At 73.6% G+C, this 15,099-nt stretch carries 14 protein-coding genes; 6 read left to right on the top strand and 8 right to left on the bottom strand.

Annotated elements, in window-relative coordinates:
• Positions 1 to 222 precede the first annotated feature (222 nt).
• The 4 genes from ACW14Y_RS31630 to ACW14Y_RS31645 all read right to left on the bottom strand — a co-directional run bounded on the left by ACW14Y_RS31630 (position 223) and on the right by ACW14Y_RS31645 (position 4,798).
• Complete coding sequence (locus tag ACW14Y_RS31630; protein ID WP_456984303.1) at positions 223 to 657, bottom strand: rhodanese-like domain-containing protein; 435 nt, start codon at positions 655 to 657, stop codon at positions 223 to 225.
• Positions 651 to 1,160, bottom strand: coding sequence for a cysteine dioxygenase (locus tag ACW14Y_RS31635; RefSeq protein ID WP_266273623.1), 510 nt, complete (start codon positions 1,158 to 1,160; stop codon positions 651 to 653). The genes ACW14Y_RS31630 and ACW14Y_RS31635 overlap by 7 nt, the downstream gene beginning before the upstream one ends.
• Before the next feature lie 312 nt (positions 1,161 to 1,472).
• Positions 1,473 to 1,550: a putative leader peptide gene (locus tag ACW14Y_RS31640; protein ID WP_106981192.1), complete on the bottom strand. Its 78-nt coding sequence runs from the start codon at positions 1,548 to 1,550 to the stop codon at positions 1,473 to 1,475.
• 47 nt (positions 1,551 to 1,597) lie between these two features.
• The gene (locus ACW14Y_RS31645) at positions 1,598 to 4,798 is read right to left on the bottom strand and encodes a hypothetical protein (protein WP_456984305.1); all 3,201 of its coding nucleotides are present in this window, start codon (positions 4,796 to 4,798) and stop codon (positions 1,598 to 1,600) included.
• Positions 4,799 to 5,237: 439 nt separating this feature from the next.
• On the opposite strand from ACW14Y_RS31645, the gene ACW14Y_RS31650 reads away from it, so the two are divergent.
• The 3 genes from ACW14Y_RS31650 to ACW14Y_RS31660 all read left to right on the top strand — a co-directional run bounded on the left by ACW14Y_RS31650 (position 5,238) and on the right by ACW14Y_RS31660 (position 8,769).
• Complete coding sequence (locus ACW14Y_RS31650; RefSeq protein WP_030391905.1) at positions 5,238 to 6,080, top strand: nitrilase-related carbon-nitrogen hydrolase; 843 nt, start codon at positions 5,238 to 5,240, stop codon at positions 6,078 to 6,080.
• Between the two features lie 22 nt (positions 6,081 to 6,102).
• Positions 6,103 to 7,626 carry a dihydropyrimidinase gene (gene hydA / locus ACW14Y_RS31655; RefSeq protein ID WP_456984307.1) on the top strand — a complete coding sequence of 508 codons (1,524 nt, stop codon included), beginning with the start codon at positions 6,103 to 6,105 and terminating at the stop codon, positions 7,624 to 7,626.
• Positions 7,627 to 7,749: 123 nt separating this feature from the next.
• A complete protein-coding gene (locus tag ACW14Y_RS31660; RefSeq protein WP_456984309.1) occupies positions 7,750 to 8,769 on the top strand; it encodes a TIGR03842 family LLM class F420-dependent oxidoreductase in 1,020 nt (339 codons plus the stop codon).
• A 235-nt stretch (positions 8,770 to 9,004) separates the two neighbouring features.
• Here ACW14Y_RS31660 and ACW14Y_RS31665 read toward each other — a convergent pair whose 3' ends face one another.
• Complete coding sequence (locus tag ACW14Y_RS31665; protein ID WP_456984311.1) at positions 9,005 to 9,457, bottom strand: MarR family winged helix-turn-helix transcriptional regulator; 453 nt, start codon at positions 9,455 to 9,457, stop codon at positions 9,005 to 9,007.
• 92 nt (positions 9,458 to 9,549) lie between these two features.
• Between ACW14Y_RS31665 and ACW14Y_RS31670 the strand changes: the two genes are divergently transcribed.
• Entirely contained in the window at positions 9,550 to 9,963 is a 414-nt protein-coding gene (locus ACW14Y_RS31670; protein WP_456984313.1) for a hypothetical protein, read from the top strand.
• A 53-nt stretch (positions 9,964 to 10,016) separates the two neighbouring features.
• On the opposite strand, the gene ACW14Y_RS31675 is transcribed toward ACW14Y_RS31670, so the two are convergent.
• On the bottom strand, positions 10,017 to 10,937 hold the full coding sequence (locus ACW14Y_RS31675; protein ID WP_380384590.1) for an NAD-dependent epimerase/dehydratase family protein: 921 nt from the start codon (positions 10,935 to 10,937) through the stop codon (positions 10,017 to 10,019).
• A 127-nt stretch (positions 10,938 to 11,064) separates the two neighbouring features.
• On the opposite strand from ACW14Y_RS31675, the gene ACW14Y_RS31680 reads away from it, so the two are divergent.
• Complete coding sequence (locus ACW14Y_RS31680; protein ID WP_456984315.1) at positions 11,065 to 11,784, top strand: TetR/AcrR family transcriptional regulator; 720 nt, start codon at positions 11,065 to 11,067, stop codon at positions 11,782 to 11,784.
• 505 nt (positions 11,785 to 12,289) lie between these two features.
• Here the strand turns inward: ACW14Y_RS31680 and bla are convergent.
• Positions 12,290 to 13,207: a class A beta-lactamase gene (gene bla / locus ACW14Y_RS31685; protein ID WP_456984316.1), complete on the bottom strand. Its 918-nt coding sequence runs from the start codon at positions 13,205 to 13,207 to the stop codon at positions 12,290 to 12,292.
• Positions 13,208 to 13,305: 98 nt separating this feature from the next.
• On the bottom strand, positions 13,306 to 14,547 hold the full coding sequence (locus tag ACW14Y_RS31690; RefSeq protein ID WP_456984318.1) for a glycosyltransferase: 1,242 nt from the start codon (positions 14,545 to 14,547) through the stop codon (positions 13,306 to 13,308).
• A gap of 242 nt (positions 14,548 to 14,789) precedes the next feature.
• Here ACW14Y_RS31690 and ACW14Y_RS31695 point away from each other — a divergent pair, with 242 nt between their 5' ends.
• Positions 14,790 to 15,056 (top strand): GlsB/YeaQ/YmgE family stress response membrane protein, encoded by a 267-nt coding sequence (locus ACW14Y_RS31695; protein ID WP_030302213.1) that lies wholly within the window; start codon positions 14,790 to 14,792, stop codon positions 15,054 to 15,056.
• Positions 15,057 to 15,099: the final 43 nt, after the last annotated feature.

Raw genomic sequence — 15,099 nt, forward strand, 5'->3', positions numbered from 1 at the left:
TGTGCTGTGCTGCTGTGTTGTGTCGCTGTGTTGTGCTGCTGTGCCGTGTCGCTGTGCCTGTCGGTCGCCTGGTCTGCCCGCCTTCGGACCGGCGGAAACTCTGATCAGCCTATGACCTGGTGAACCCGGTGTCCCTGATTTACCGGGCGTGGTCGGATTCACCAGGAGCGGCCGACGCGCACGCGGGGAGCACGGGGCGCGTGCCCCGGAAGCACCGGACTATCAGCCTTCCCGAGGACTTTCCTCGCGGCCCCCCTCGCGGCTTTCCTCGTGGCCTCCCTGACGGGTCGGCAGCCCGGCCGCCGCCCAGGCGACGAAGCCGCCGTCCAGGTCGGTCGCCCGGTGCAGGCCCAGCTCGCGCAGCGACGCGGCGGCCAGACTCGACGCGTACCCCTCCGAGCACACCACGACCACCTCCAGGTCGTGGCCGGTGGCCTCCGGGATCCGGTGACTGCCCGTCGGGTCGAGCCGCCACTCCAGCACATTGCGTTCGATGATCAGCGTGTCGGGGATCTCCCCCTCGGCCGCGCGCTGCGCCGCCGGGCGGATGTCCACCAGCAGCGCGCCGGCGCGCTGCGCCTCCAGGGCCTCGTCCGGGCCGGGGCGGTGCACCCCTTCCCGGGCGCGGGCCACCAGGTCGTCGATCGTGGTCACCACTGGTCGGGTCCTTCCTCGGAGGTGCGGACCAGGCCACCGGCCCGCAGTTCGTAGTGCGCCATGGAGCTGAGCGGTGGGGAGTAGGCGTGCAGCGTCACGGCCGGGCCGGACGCGGTGTTGCGGACGTCGTGCACGTACTCGGGGCCGAACGCGCGGGTGGTGCCGGACCCGATCCGCCGGATCAGCAGCCCCTGCTCGGGACCGCCCAGCGACAGCTCCTCCAACTCGCCCAGCGCGACGGTGAACGCCCCGCGCGAGCCGCCGTGGTCGTGGAAGCCCGTGGACTGGCCGGGCAGCCAGCTGATCAGCCAGACCTCGTGGTCCTCGTCGGCGGCGAGCCGCCGGTACCAGCGCTCCTCGGTGGAGAGCCGGACGTGGTGGATCCACTGCTCGGGCTGCTCGGCCAGCTCGCGGACGATCTCCCGCAGCGTGCTCGGGGTGAGCGGAGTTCGGCCCTCCTCGACGGGGGCGGGCGTAGTTGTCGGTGCGAGGTCCAGGTTCATGTGGGTGTCCTCGGGACGGGCGGGCGGTGGTCGTGGAGCGCTTCGCCGTGCGGCCCGCGCGCCGCCGTGGGGCAGGGTGCGGCGGGGCGGGGTGGGACTGCTCGGTGCCGTGCGGGTGCGGTGCGTTTCCGTGCGCTGGGGCGCGGTGGCGCGAGGTCCGTGCGGTGCCGGGAGCCGGTGGCGGGTGCCTGCCGCACCGGTCGGACCGGCGGGGTGGCACGGTCGTGCCGGGCGGCGTGGCGTCAGGAGAGCGAGTGCGCGGCGTGGGCCCTGGCGAAGGTCACAGGGCGGAACCGGCGGGAAGGAACAGGGTCAACAGGCACAGATGGAACTCGCCTGGCGTCGGAGGTCGACGTGCAGGCGGCAGACCAGAGTGGTGCCGGTGTCCATGGGCCGGATCCTTCCCGACGGGACGGGCGCGAGTCAAGCGAGCGCGGTCACGGTCGCCCGTCGCGTCCCTGGTCGGACGCGGTCGGAGCCCGTTCGGCGTCGGGCGGCGTCCCGGGGCCCGGGACGGTGCCGTTCACGTTCGGACCCCGGCCCGGCCGGTCCGTCCTGCCGCCCTTGGCCGCAGTCGTTGCCCTCTCCGCTGCCGTTCCCGCTGCCGTCCCGGCCAGCGCCGCTTCGACGACCGGGCCCGCCTGCTCGCCCAGGTACCGGCCGAGGGTCTGGTAGGCGTCGAACTGCCGGTGGTCGAACCACTGGTCACCGGCGCCGTCGTAAGGGAAGACCGGATCGCCCGTCGCGTAGGCGTGCAGCTCGTACGGCATGTCGGGGGTCAGCACGGCCTGCGCGACGATCAGCGTGCCGTGCCGGGCCGACGCGCCGCCGTCGGAGTCCCCGAGCTCCAGCGGCCACGGGTACACGATGTCGCCGACCACGACCGCCCGCGCGGCCAGCCGCTCGGCCAACCGTGCCGCCAGACCGCGCAAGGGTGCCCGCCCGCCCTCGCCCTCGCTCCTGGTCCCGGCGCTGCCGGGCACCAGCAGGTCCGGCTCCCGGAGGGTGATGGCGATGCCCAACTCCTCCCGGGCGAGGGTGATCGCCGCCGCGAGCGACCCCGCGAAGGCGGAGTCGCCGCTCGCGTCGACGCACACCACCGTCCGCACGCCGTGCCGCAGCAGCTCGACCAGGCCGAGGTTCTCGTAGTGCCCGCCGTCGGTGGTCAGCAGGAACCGCGCGTCCATCGGGTACCGCCCGAACGCCTCCCGCAGCTGGTACGACAACCGGCGCACGGCGGGCTGCGGAGCGTACCGCCAGTCCCGGTCGGCCGCCCAGAGCGGGGCGAGGGCGGCCGGGTTGGGCAGCCAGGTGCCGAGCCTCGCATTGGTGATCGCGAACAGCCCCTGGTACGCCCGTGACCGACGGCCCATCGCGGAGGAGAACGCGGCGCCCGAGACGGCCATCGCGGACTGCACCGTGAGGTCCCGGGCGATGTGCCGCCGGGTGCGCCGCTCCAGCAGATCGGTGCGCGCGTACCCGACGTCCGGGCCGCCCACGTAGTCGGAGGAGAAGGTGAACGACACCGCCCGCCGGCCGGGCGGCGTCCGCGCGCTGCCGGAGAGGTTGGCCGCCGCCGCGAAGATCACCTGGGGGAAGTCCGGGTGCCGGGCGCCGTAGTGGCTGAGCCGGGTCTGCTCGCGGAAGAAGTGGTACGGCCGGGCCAGCACCTCCCCGCCCGCCTCCCCGCCCTCGTCCGTCTCCCCGCCCGCCTCGCCGCCCTCGACCGCCCTCCGGACGGCGAAGGCCGAGGCGAGCCGGTGCCGGTAGAAGGGGTGCAGCCCCATCCAGGTCTGGTCGAGGTTGAGGCCGACCGTGCCCAGGACCAGCGGCAGCAGCACCTGCACGGCGGTCGGCCAGGTGTGCCCGGTGGCCACCGCCCACCCGAAGGCGAGCAGCGCGCCGACGGTGAGCGCGGTCAGGGCCGACCAGAGCACGAGGTACTCGGTGATCCGGACGGTGAGACCGCTGCGGCGGGCCCCGCGCAGGACACCGCCGAGCACCGCCGCGCCCTGCCCGATGGCGCGCCGGCCGTGCCAGAGGATGCCCAGCAGCAGCGCCAGGTAGCTGAGCAGCACGGTGAGGCTGATGCCGGCCCAGGCCTGCCGGGCGCCGACCGCGAGCGCCCGCCGCACCGCCACCGCGCCCCAGGCCAGACCGGGGACGGCCAGCACGCCCAGCGAGAGCAGCACGGCCAGCGCCAGCGCGCCGTGCGAGAAGCGGCGCAGGAGGCGCGGCAGCGGCGTGTTCCAGCCGAGCCAGGAGAAGGTGAGCAGCCACAGCAGCCACCCGCAGGCGGCGGCCGAGAGCAGCCCGGCGAGGGTGAGCAGGACGGGCACCCGGACGGTCGGCGAGCCGCCGGCCGTGCCGAGACCGTCCAGGTCGGCGAGCGGTACGAGGTGGTAGAACCGGCTCAGGCCGAGGCCGAGCACCAGGACGGCGGCGAGCAGCAGCGCGAGCGCCGCGACCAGGCCGCGCAGCAGGGTGCCGAGCGCGACCAGCCACTCGCCCGCGCCGTCCGCGAGGTACTTGGAGTGGCGGCGGAGGTGGTCCTCCTCGGGCGAGCCGGGTTCGAGCACGGTGTCGGAGGTCAGCCCGGAGCGCACCCGGACCGGACTGTCCGGCGCGGAGTCGCTCAGCGCCAACTGCATCGCGCCGACGGCATACCCGCCCCCGGAGACCGCGACCAGGTAGCGGGCCCGCCTCAGCCAGGGGCGCAGCGCCTGGAGCGCGCCGAGGGTGACGCAGGCCGAGCGGATGCCGCCGCCGGAGACGCAGAAGCCGAGCCGGGCGTGCTCGCGACCGGGCGGGACCCGGGCGGCGTTGTGCCAGCGGGCGTGCCGGGTGAGCGGTCCGTGGACCCGGGGGCCGGGCGGCCACCGCCCGCCCCGCGCGGTCAGCACCGGCCACGGCGGGATCAGCGCCGGTCCGGCGGCGGTGGGCGGATCCGGTCCCGGGGAGGCTCCGGCCGCCCCGGCCTCGCCCCGTCCGCGCGCGGCGCGCCCGTCGGCCTCCCGCCCCCGCTGCCCAGGCGCGTCCCCCTGCCCCATCCCGCCCTCGTCACCCTCCGAACCCTCCGACCGCCGCAGCAGCAGCCCGCGCACCGCCCGGTGCACGGTGGCGCCGCACACCACGACCGCGACCGCCCCCGAGGGGAGCAGCAGCAGCCATGTGACCGTGGCGAACGCGGCCGCCGCGGCGAACGGCGCGTCCCCACCCGTCGGCCCGGGACCGGCCGTGCCCAGCCCGGCGTCCAGCAGGGCGCCCTCGACCAGGTCGCAGGCACCGGCCAGCACACCCGCCAGGCCCGCGGCCAGGGCCGCCGACCGCCAGTGCGCGCGGGTGAACACATGGGCCCCGAGCAGCCCGGCCGCCGCGAGCGTGACCGTGCAGCCGCCGATCAGCCAGAGGCCGGCGTCCAGCGCGGCACGGAACTCCGGGGCCTGCCCGGCGATCACGGCCTCGGCGGCGGACCGGGAGCCGGCGAGTTGCAGCCGGACGCCCCTGGTGCCCTGGTCGGCGGCCGTCCGCCGCGCGTACAGCAGCCATCCGAGCACGGCCGGCACCGGCACCGAGAGCCCGAGCAGCACTCCTCCCCAGGCGGGCACCCTGCCCGCGGCCCTGTCCTCGGCCGTCACACCGATCCACCCCTCTCCACCACCGCACCACCACAACCACCACCACCCGACCCCGGGCACGCACCCCGCGCCCCGCGCCCCGCGAACGCCCCGATCCCGTCCGGATCCTGTCTGTTCCCGCGGACCCGCGTCCGGTAAGGGCGTCACCACCTTCCTGCCCCGTCGCACCCCACCCCGAGCATGGATTCACCCGAATGAGTAAGGAGTGCGCTCCCGGGGTAGATGACCGTTTCATCCCACCTACGAGACCCCGCGTGTCCGCCCGGCAAGATCGCCCCGGCCACGTCGCGTCGGACGTATTGTCAGGCGACCGGAGCCGGGCCTACGGTCGACGCACCAACTTTCTACGCACGTAGACATCCACCGCAGGCAGCACCGCCCGCCGACCCTCGGACCGCGGGCCCGCCCCCGGACGGGCCGCGGAGTTGCGGAGGTACCCATGTCGCAGATCGTCCGCGCCGCCCTCGTCCAGACCCGCTGGACCGGCGACCAGGAGAGCATGATCGCCCTCCACGAGCGCTACGCCCGCGAGGCGGCCGCACAGGGCGCGAAGATCCTCGGCTTCCAGGAGGTCTTCAACTCCCCGTACTTCTGCCAGGTGCAGGACCCGGAGCACTACCGCTGGGCCGAGCCCGTCCCCGACGGCCCCACCGTGCGGAGGATGCGCGAACTCGCCCGCGAGCTCGGCCTGGTGCTGGTCGTCCCCGTCTACGAGGAGGACCAGCCCGGGGTCTACTACAACACCGCCGCCGTGATCGACGCCGACGGCAGCTACCTCGGCAAGTACCGCAAGCACCACATCCCGCAGGTCAAGGGATTCTGGGAGAAGTACTACTTCAAGCCCGGCAACCTCGGCTGGCCGGTGTTCGACACCGCGGTCGGCAAGGTCGGCGTGTACATCTGCTACGACCGGCACTTCCCCGAGGGCTGGCGCGCCCTGGGCCTGGGCGGCGCGCAGATCGTCTACAACCCCTCCGCCACCAGCCGCAGCCTCTCCGCCTACCTGTGGCAGCTCGAACAGCCCGCCGCCGCCGTCGCCAACGCCTACTACGTGGCCGCCATCAACCGCGTCGGCACCGAGGAGTACGGCGACAACGACTTCTACGGCACCTCCTACTTCGTCGACCCGCGCGGCCGGTTCGTCGGCGAGGTGGCCTCCGACAAGGAGGAGGAGCTGGTCGTGCGCGACCTCGACCTCGACCTCATCGAACAGGTCCGCCAGCAGTGGGCGTTCTACCGCGACCGCCGCCCGGAGGCGTACGGACCACTGACCGAGGCGTGACGGAGAGGGGCCCCAGCACACCATGACCAGCACCCCCGGCAACACCCCGAGCGGCATTCCCGCCAGCACCCCGAGCGGCACTCCCGGCAGCACCCCCGCCACCGGCAGGGGCACCGGCACGGCCACCGCCCGGACCGGACGCACCGCCATCCGCGGCGGCCTCGTCGTCACCGCCACCGAGGAACTGCGCGCCGACGTCCTCGTCGAGGGCGAACGGATCGCCGCCCTCGCCGCCACCGGCAGCCAGGCCGCCCTCTCCTGGACCGCGGACACCGAGATCGACGCCGACGGCCACTACGTCGTCCCCGGCGGCGTCGACGTCCACACCCACATGGAGCTGCCGTTCGGCGGCACCCACGCCTCCGACACCTTCGAGACCGGCACCCGCGCCGCCGCCTGGGGCGGCACCACCACCATCGTCGACTTCGCCGTCCAGTCGGTCGGCGGCAGCCTGCGCGAGGGCCTGGACACCTGGCACGCCAAGGCCGAAGGCAACTGCGCGATCGACTACGCCTTCCACACCATCGTCTCCGACGTCACCGACGCCGTCCTCAAGGAGATGGACACCCTCGTCGACTCCGGCGAGTCCACCTCCTTCAAGCTGTTCATGGCCTACCCGGGCGTCTTCTACAGCGACGACGGCCGCATCCTGCGCGCCATGCAACGCGGCGCCGCCAACGGCGGACTGACCATGATGCACGCCGAGAACGGCATCGCCATCGACGTCCTCGTCGAACAGGCCCTCGCCGCCGGCCGCACCGCGCCCCGCTACCACGGCGAGGTCCGCCGCGAACTGCTGGAGGCCGAGGCCACCCACCGGGCGATCAAGCTCGCCCAGGTCGCCGGCAGCCCCCTGTACGTGGTCCACGTCTCCGCCGCCTCCGCGCTCGCCGAACTCGCCCGGGCCCGCGACGAAGGACTCCCCGTCTTCGGCGAGACCTGCCCGCAGTACCTCTTCCTCTCCACCGACAACCTCGCCGAGGAGGGCGCGGACGGCTTCGAGGGCGCCAAGTACGTGTGCAGCACGCCGCTCCGGCCCCGCGAGCACCAGGAGGCGCTCTGGCGCGGGCTGCGCACCAACGACCTCCAGGTGGTCTCCACCGACCACTGCCCGTTCTGCTACACGGGTCAGAAGGAGCTCGGCCGCGGCGACTTCTCGAAGATCCCCAACGGCCTTCCCGGCGTGGAGAACCGGATGGACCTCCTGCACCAGGCCGTGGTCGACGGACGGATCAGCCGCCGCCGCTGGATCGAGATCGCCTGCACCACCCCGGCCCGGATGTTCGGCCTGCACCCGCGCAAGGGCACCCTCGCCCCCGGGGCCGACGCCGACATCGTCGTCTACGACCCGAACGCCGTCCAGACCGTCTCCGCGGCGACCCACCACATGAACGTCGACTACTCGGCGTACGAGGGGCGCACCCTCACCGGCCGGGCCCGCACCGTGCTCTCGCGGGGCACCGTGGTGCTCGACCGGGGCACCTGGCTGGGCCGGGCCGGCCACGGCGCCTTCCTGCGCCGGGACACCTGCCAGTACCTCGACTGAGCCGCCGCGCCCCGGCCGGCCGGCTGCTCCCGCCGGCCGGCCGGTCGCTCTCTCCCACCCGGTGACCTCTCCCGACCGGTCGCCTCTCCCGACCGCACCCCCGACCAACTCCCGGAGCCCGCCTTGGACATCGGCCTCGTCCTGCAGACCGACCCGCCCGCCCGCCTGCTCATCGACCGCATGATCCGCGCCGAGCGGGCCGGCTTCAGCCACGGCTGGACCTTCGACTCCTGCGTCCTGTGGCAGGAACCCTTCGTCATCTACAGCCGGATCCTCGCCGAGACCAGCACCCTCACCGTCGGCCCCATGGTCACCAACCCCTCCACCCGCACCTGGGAGGTCACCGCCTCCCTCTTCGCCACGCTCAACGACATGTTCGGCAACCGCACCGTCTGCGGCATCGGCCGCGGCGACTCCGCGATGCGGGTCGCCGGCCGCAAGCCCGCCACCCTCGACCGGCTCTCCCACGCCATGCACGCCGTCAAGGAGTTGGCCGAGGGGCGGACCGCCGAGGTCGACGGCACCGAGATGCACCTGCCCTGGGTCGGCGAGGGCGCGCGGCTGCCGATCTGGATGGGCGCCTACGGACCCAAGGCCCTCGATCTGACGGGCCGCCAGGCGGACGGCTTCATCCTCCAACTCGCCGACCCGTTCCTCGCCGAGTACATGGTCAAGGCCGTCCGCCGGTCCGCCGCCGAGGCCGGGCGCGACCCCGACGCACTCACCGTCTGCGTGGCCGCCCCCGCCTACGTGACCGCCGACGACTCCCCGGCCGCCCTCGCCCACGCCCGCGAGCAGTGCCGCTGGTTCGGAGGCATGGTCGGCAACCACGTCGCCGAACTCGTCCGGCACTACGGCGAGCACTCCGGCCTCGTCCCCGACGAACTCACCGCCTACATCAAGGACCGTCAGGGCTACGACTACAGCCACCACGGCCGCGCCGGGAACCCCGACACCGCCTTCGTCCCCGACGCGATCGTCGACCGCTTCTGCGTCATCGGCCCCGTCGAGACCCACCGCGCCCGCCTCGAACAGCTCCGATCCCTGGGCGTCGACCAGTTCGCCGTCTACGCCATGCACGACGCCGTCGAATCCACCATCGACGCCTACGGCACGGACATCATCCCCGCCCTGGGTGCCTGACCGGTCCCGGCGGCAGGTTCGATCCTCCTCCGACGGGTCAACGCCCCCTCTGGTCGGCGGCGTTCGGAGGCCTTGCTCCACCCGCTCGGCGGCCCGGTGCCAGCAGGGTCGCTGTCTCGCGCCGGGCCACGGAGCCCGGCGCGGAACCTGTGGCGGCGCGCAGGCCCGGCGGCAGCCGCCCCAACCGCCGGGGCGCACGTGACGAGCGGACCCGGGGCGGACGGGGCTGCCGCCCTCAGTCGCTCGTCGGCAGTCCCGCCTCGGCGCCCAGCAGGCCGAGCGTGCGGCGCAGTGCCTCCCGCTCGGGGGCGGCCAGCGAGGCCGTGAGTTCCTCGTCCAGCCGGTGTGCGAGGGCGGTGCAGTCGGCCAGTAGTTCCCGCCCGGCGTCGGTCAGTGCGAGTACCTGACGGCGCCGGTCCGCCGGGTCGCGCACCCGGTCCACCGCGCCGATCCGCTCCAGATGGTCGGCCAGCGAGACGACGAGGCTGGGTGCCACCGCCATGGTCCGGGCTAGCTCCAGCTGGGACGGTGGTGCGCCGGAGTCCAGCGCCGCCATCACGCCGACGTGTTTGGGCTTGAGGCCGAGTTCCGCCAGTGCGGTGGTGAACCGCGCCGTGACGATGCTGCCGAGCGTGCCGAGCCGGAAGACCACGGAGGCGGTCAGCGGCAGGGGGTTGACATCATTCACGAAAGGAACGCTAGCATGCACTAACCATTCAGACTTAGAACGATTCGAGGGCTGACTTAATGCTCCGTTCCACCTCCGCTTCCGGTCGCGGCATGCGCGCCATGGTGATCGCCAACGCGGTCGGCGCCGCGGTGTCCATGGCGTTCAGCGTCGTCGGCCTGCTCTCCCCGGGGCTTGCCCTGTCCGGCGGAACCGACCAGGTCACCCCGCTCGCCGACCTCTACGCCCAGCTCTACGCGGCCCGGGCCCTGCCGCTCGGCGCGGTGCTGCTGTACCAGCTGCTGATCGGCCGGACCGGCCGCGGCCTCGCGCCGCTCCTGCTGGTCGGCGGCGCCGTCCAGGTGGTCGACGCGGCCATCGGCGCCTCGTCCCACAGTCCCGGCATGGCGGTCGGCGGCATCGTGCTCGCCGCCCTGCATCTGGGCCTCGCCGCCCGCCTCGCCCGCTCCGCCCGCTCCACCCGCGGTGTCGGCTCCACCGGCCTCCCGGCCCCGGAAGCGGCCTGACGGCGAATGGCGGGCGAACCCGCCCGCCCCGACGGTCGGTGCCGCGCGTGGCGCTACCGGCCGAGCCGTGCCCGCCACCACGCGACGGTCGCCCCCAGCGCCTCGTCGATCGGGGTCGGCGACTCGCCGAAGGTCGCGGTGTACGCGTGGGAGTCGATCACGAACGGCCGGTCGAACTGGTACCGCACCTCGCGCAGTTCCCCGAGCATCGGGTTGACCAGGCCGGCCAGGTGGAGCGGCCACCAGGGAATCCGGCCGACCCTGGCCGGCGGCAGGTCCGCCAGCCGGCACAGACGCCGGACCGCCTCCCGGGTCGACAGCGGCGGAGCGGTGGGAACGTGCCACGCGCGTCCCCATGCCCGCTCGTCGGTGCCGAGCCGGACGAGCGCGCGGGCGATGTCGGGGATGTAGGTGAAGCTGTGCGGTGCGTCCGGGTCGCCGATCACCCTGACCGCACGCCCGGCCAGGAGCGCGGGCATCATCCGCTGGGCGAGATGGCCGGCCTCGGTGACGCCGGGCCCGAAGAAGTCCGAGGCCCGAGCCTCCGCGGCGCGGATCCGGCCCTCCTGGTGCCGGGCCGACGCGTCGCGCCACATGTCGATGCGGGCCCGGGCCTTGGTGCCGGTGGCCGCGAGCGGCAGGTCCTCCGTCATGGGGGTGCCGACGGGGCCGTAGCCGTACAGGTTGCTCATGGTCACCAGGACCGAACCGGCGGACTCCGCGGCGTCGAGGAGGGCGTTCGCGATCGGCGGCCAGTCGGTGGGCCACCGGTGGTACGGCGGGTTCGCGCAGTTGTAGATCACGTCGGCGCCCTTGGTGGCCTGCCGTAGTGACGCCGTGTCGGTGACGTCGAGCGCCGTGCTGCCGTTGCCGCCGGAGCGACTCAGGACGACGACCTCGTGCCCCTGTTCGTCGAGCAGTCTCGCCGTGGTGGCGCCGACGGGGCCCTTGCCGATGACGATGTGCCGTGCCATGCAGGTCCTCCTGGAATTCGAGAGAGCAGTGCTCTCTTCGTGGAGGAGTGTTCTCGCAGTGGCGGGAAGAAGTCAAGAGCAGTGCTCTCTGTTGTGTGCACTGCTCTTGAATGGAAGGATGGGCGGCATGACGGCATCGCAGACCGCGCGGCAGCTGGCCCGCGCCGAGCTCACTCGCGCGATCAAGGAAGCCGCCACCCGCCAGCTCGCCGAGACCGGGGCGGCCGCCCTGTCGCTCCGCGCGGTGGCGCGTGACCTGGGCCTGGCCTCCTCGGCGCTGTACCGCTACTTCCCCAGCCGGGACGCGCTGCTCACCGCTCTGATCGTCGACGCGTTCAACGCGCTCGGAGCGGCCGCGGAGTCGGGTGCGGCGTCCGCCGTCCCCGCCGATCCGGGCGTCCGGTGGCTCGCCGCATGCCGGGCGGTCCGCCAGTGGGCCCTGGCCCACCCGCACGAGTTCGCCCTGGTCTACGGCTCGCCCGTCCCCGGCTACCGGGCCCCCACCGACACGGTCGACCCCGCCACCCGGGTCACCCGCCTGATGGCCGCCCTCGTCGTCGAGGCACACGCCTCGGGCCTCCTGCGCCCGCCCGCGCAGCCGCTCCCGGGGCCGAGGCTCGTCACTCAGCAGGTGCTCGACGGCGCGGGCGGTGCGCCGGCCGAACCGTACGCGGACCTGGTGGAACGGTCACTCACCCTGTGGATCTCCCTGATCGGCACGATCAGCTTCGAGCTGTTCGGCCATCTGAACAAGGTGATCACGGACTTCCCCGCGTACTTCGACGCCGCTATGACCGTTGCCGCCGAGGCAATCGGGCTCCAGGTCCTGCCGCCTCCGGCTGCGTGATCAACCCCGCCTCAGCGGGGAGCAGGCGATCTCCGCCGCAGTGCAGGGCGGGGACTGCGGATCAACTCCGCATGCGCGGGGAGCAGTGGTACTCGGAGTAGTCCTCCACCCACTCCGAGGGACCAACCCCGCAGGCGCGGGGAGCAGCAGTCCCACCTGAAAGGTGACTCTTGAACGCCGGGACCAACCCCGCATGCGCGGGGAGCAGCTCAGTACTCATCTCCGAGCACTGCAACGGCAGGGACCAACCCCGCATGCGCGGGGAGCAGTTCGACCTGCCGGGCGGGCAGGGTGGCGGGCGGGGACCAACCCCGCATGCGCGGGGAGCAGAGTTCGTGAGCTGGGGTGTTGTCATGCGAGGGCGGCGGTTTTGGCAACTTCCTTTGAATCGGGCATTCTGCGCAATCCGGCGAGAGCTTGAGTCGATTTCAGGCTACCGGGCGCAGAGGATCGTGGGGGCGGGCTTCCGCTGACAACGGTGCTCGGGGCGCGGGCGGGTCGGGTGCTAGGCCAGAGCAGTGGCGACGATCCTGGCCGCCTCGGCGATCAGTGGTTCGTCCGCCGGGGCGTCGGCGGTGTGCTTCGTGGAGAGCACCGTCACCACGATCGGCCCGCCGCCCTGCGGCCAGGTGACTCCGGCGTCGTTGGTGGTGCCGTAGTTGCCGGTGCCGGTCTTCTCGGCGACGGTCCAGGTGGGCGGCAGTCCGGCCCGGAGGCGGTTGGTGCCGGTGGTGTTGGTCAGCAGCCAGTCGGTCAGCCGCTGGCGGTCGGCCGGGGCGAGAGCCGTGCCGAGAGTGAGCCGGGCGTAGGTGAGGCCGAGGGCGTGGGGGGTCGTGGTGTCGGTGAGGGGGTCCGGTTCGGCGGAGTTGAGGGCGGGTTCCCAACGGTCGAGGCGGGTCACCCGGTCGCCGATGGAGCGGCAGAACCGGGTGATCGATCCAGGGCCGCCGAGTTCGCGGAGGAGGAGGTTGGCGGCGGCGTTGTCGCTGTACCGGATGGCGGCCGCGCACAACTCCTCGACCGTCATGCCGGCTTCGAGGTTGGCGGGCAGGCCCGTGATCGGTGCGTAGCCCGAGTCGGTGACGTCCTTGGTCGTGTAGTGCAGTCGTCGGGCGAGGAAGGTGCCGTCCCGGTCGAGGTCCCTCAGTACCGCGGCCACGGCGACGGTCTTGAAGGTGGAACACAGGGGGAACAGTTCGTGCGCGCGGTACGCCACCGTCCGGCCGGTGGCGATGTTCTTGGCGAAGACGCCCAGTCGTGCGGAATGCGCGGCTTCGAGGGTACGCAGTCGATCCGTGGGTTCGCTGCCGGGTGCGGGTGCTTCCTGTGCGAAGGCACGCCCTTCGCCGGACAGGACGGTGACGGTCGCGGCCGCCGCTGCGATTCCGCCGAGAATCTGCCGTCGGTTCGGTCGACCATTCATGCTGCCTCCTTCTCCTGCTGATGGCACCGAATTCCCCGAAAGGGACCGTTCGGCGTTTCATTTCCAGGACGTCGAGGGGGAGGTGACGGGTTCCGGGGTTATCGGGACAGCCTTTCGACGGCCGCCAGGACCTTGGCCGGGCCGTCCTCGGTGGCGAGGGCGGCGGCGACGGTGTGGGCGTGGGTGCGGTGGTGGGGGTTGTCGAGGGTCTGGCGGATGGCGGTGGCGAGGCGGGGTGCGGTGAGGTGGGGGAGGGGGATCGGGCCGGGGGAGGTGCCGAGGCGGGTGAGGCGGGCGGACCAGAAGGGGGCGTCGAGTTGGGCGGGGACGGGGACGCTGGGGGTTCCGGCGCGGAGGGTGGCGGCGGTGGTGCCCGCGCCGGCGTGGTGGACGGTGGCGGCCATCCGGGGGAAGAGCCAGTCGTGCGGGGTGTCGTCGATGGTGAGGACGTCGTCGTTGTCGTCGGGTGCGGTGAGGCCGCTCCAGCCGGACTGGACGACGGCGCGGACGCGGGCGGCCCGGACGGCGGCGAGGACGGTGGCGGTGAGCCGTTCGGGGTCGGGGACGACGAGGCTGCCGAAGCCGATGTACACGGGCGGCGGCCCGGCGGCGAGGAAGTCCAGGAGGCGGTGCGGGGGTTGCCAGTCGGGGTCGGTCCGGGGCCACCAGTAGCCGGTCACGCCGAGGGAGGGGTGCCAGTCGGCGGGGCGGGGGACGACGCGTGGCGAGAAGCCGTGCAGCACGGTGCGGTTGCGGCGGCCGCGGGCCACGGAGCCGGCGGGCAGGCCCAGTTGGCGGCGCAGGCCGTGGACGGCGGGGGCGAAGAGCCGGTCGACGGCGGCCTGCACGGCGTGCCCGGCGAGCAGGTTGCCCGGTCCGCCGAGGGATCGGGTACCGGTGACGGCCGGTGCGAACTCGCGGGTGGGGGAGAGGGGTTGGAGGTGGAGGGCGATGTTCGGGATGCCGGCGGCCTCGGCGACGGCCTGCCCCAGGTCGGCGGTGGTGCTGGTGGTGAGGAGGAGGTCGGCGCCGGGTTCCGCCGCCGCGGCGATGCCCGCGCCGAGGGCGGGCATGAACGAGCGGGCGAGGCGCACCAGGTGGAGCAGGCCGAGCGGTCCGGCGCCGGACCGCAGGAGCTGCTGTCCGTGGGCGGAGGCGAGTTCGGCGCGCGGGTCGATCGGCAGCGGGCGGAACTCCAGTCCGCAGGCGCGGACGGAGTCGGCGAAGGTCGCGTGGGTGGCGAGGGCCACCTGATGGCCGGCCGCCTGGAGGCGGGCGCCGAGTCCGGTGAACGGGGCGACGTCGCCCCGTGAGCCGGCGGTGGCGATCAGGATGCGCATGGCCGCAGTATTCCGGGGCAGTCGGGTCCCGAGAAGGGCGCCACGCCAGCGGTGCACGGTGGGCCGCGGGCCTTCCCGTGCGGACGCGCCGGGCGCGGACGTGTCGGGCGCGGACGCCTCCGAGTGCGGACGCGCAGGGTACGGACGCACCGGACGCGGAACCGTCCGGGGCCGGCGAGGCGTCCCAGCAGGTAGTACGGCGTGCACGGGGCCGCCGTACGGCTCGAAGGGCGGTAGGACGCATGAGCTTCGTCGCATGGATCGTGCTGGGCCTGGTGGCCGGGGCCCTGGCCAAGCTGCTGCTGCCGGGGCGGGACCCGGGGGGTCTGGTGGTGACCACCCTGATCGGTGTCGCCGGCTCCTTCGTCGGCGGATGGATCTCCGCGAAGTTCCTGGACCGGCCGGTGACGGCGCAGTTCTTCGACCTGGCGACCTGGGCGTCCGCGATCGGTGGCGCCCTGGTGCTGCTGATCCTCTACCGGCTCGTGTTCGGCAACTCCCGCAACTGACGGCGGTCCGGGCACCGGGACGCAGCGAGGAGCCGGGACGACG

The organism is Kitasatospora sp. cg17-2 (assembly GCF_054031055.1).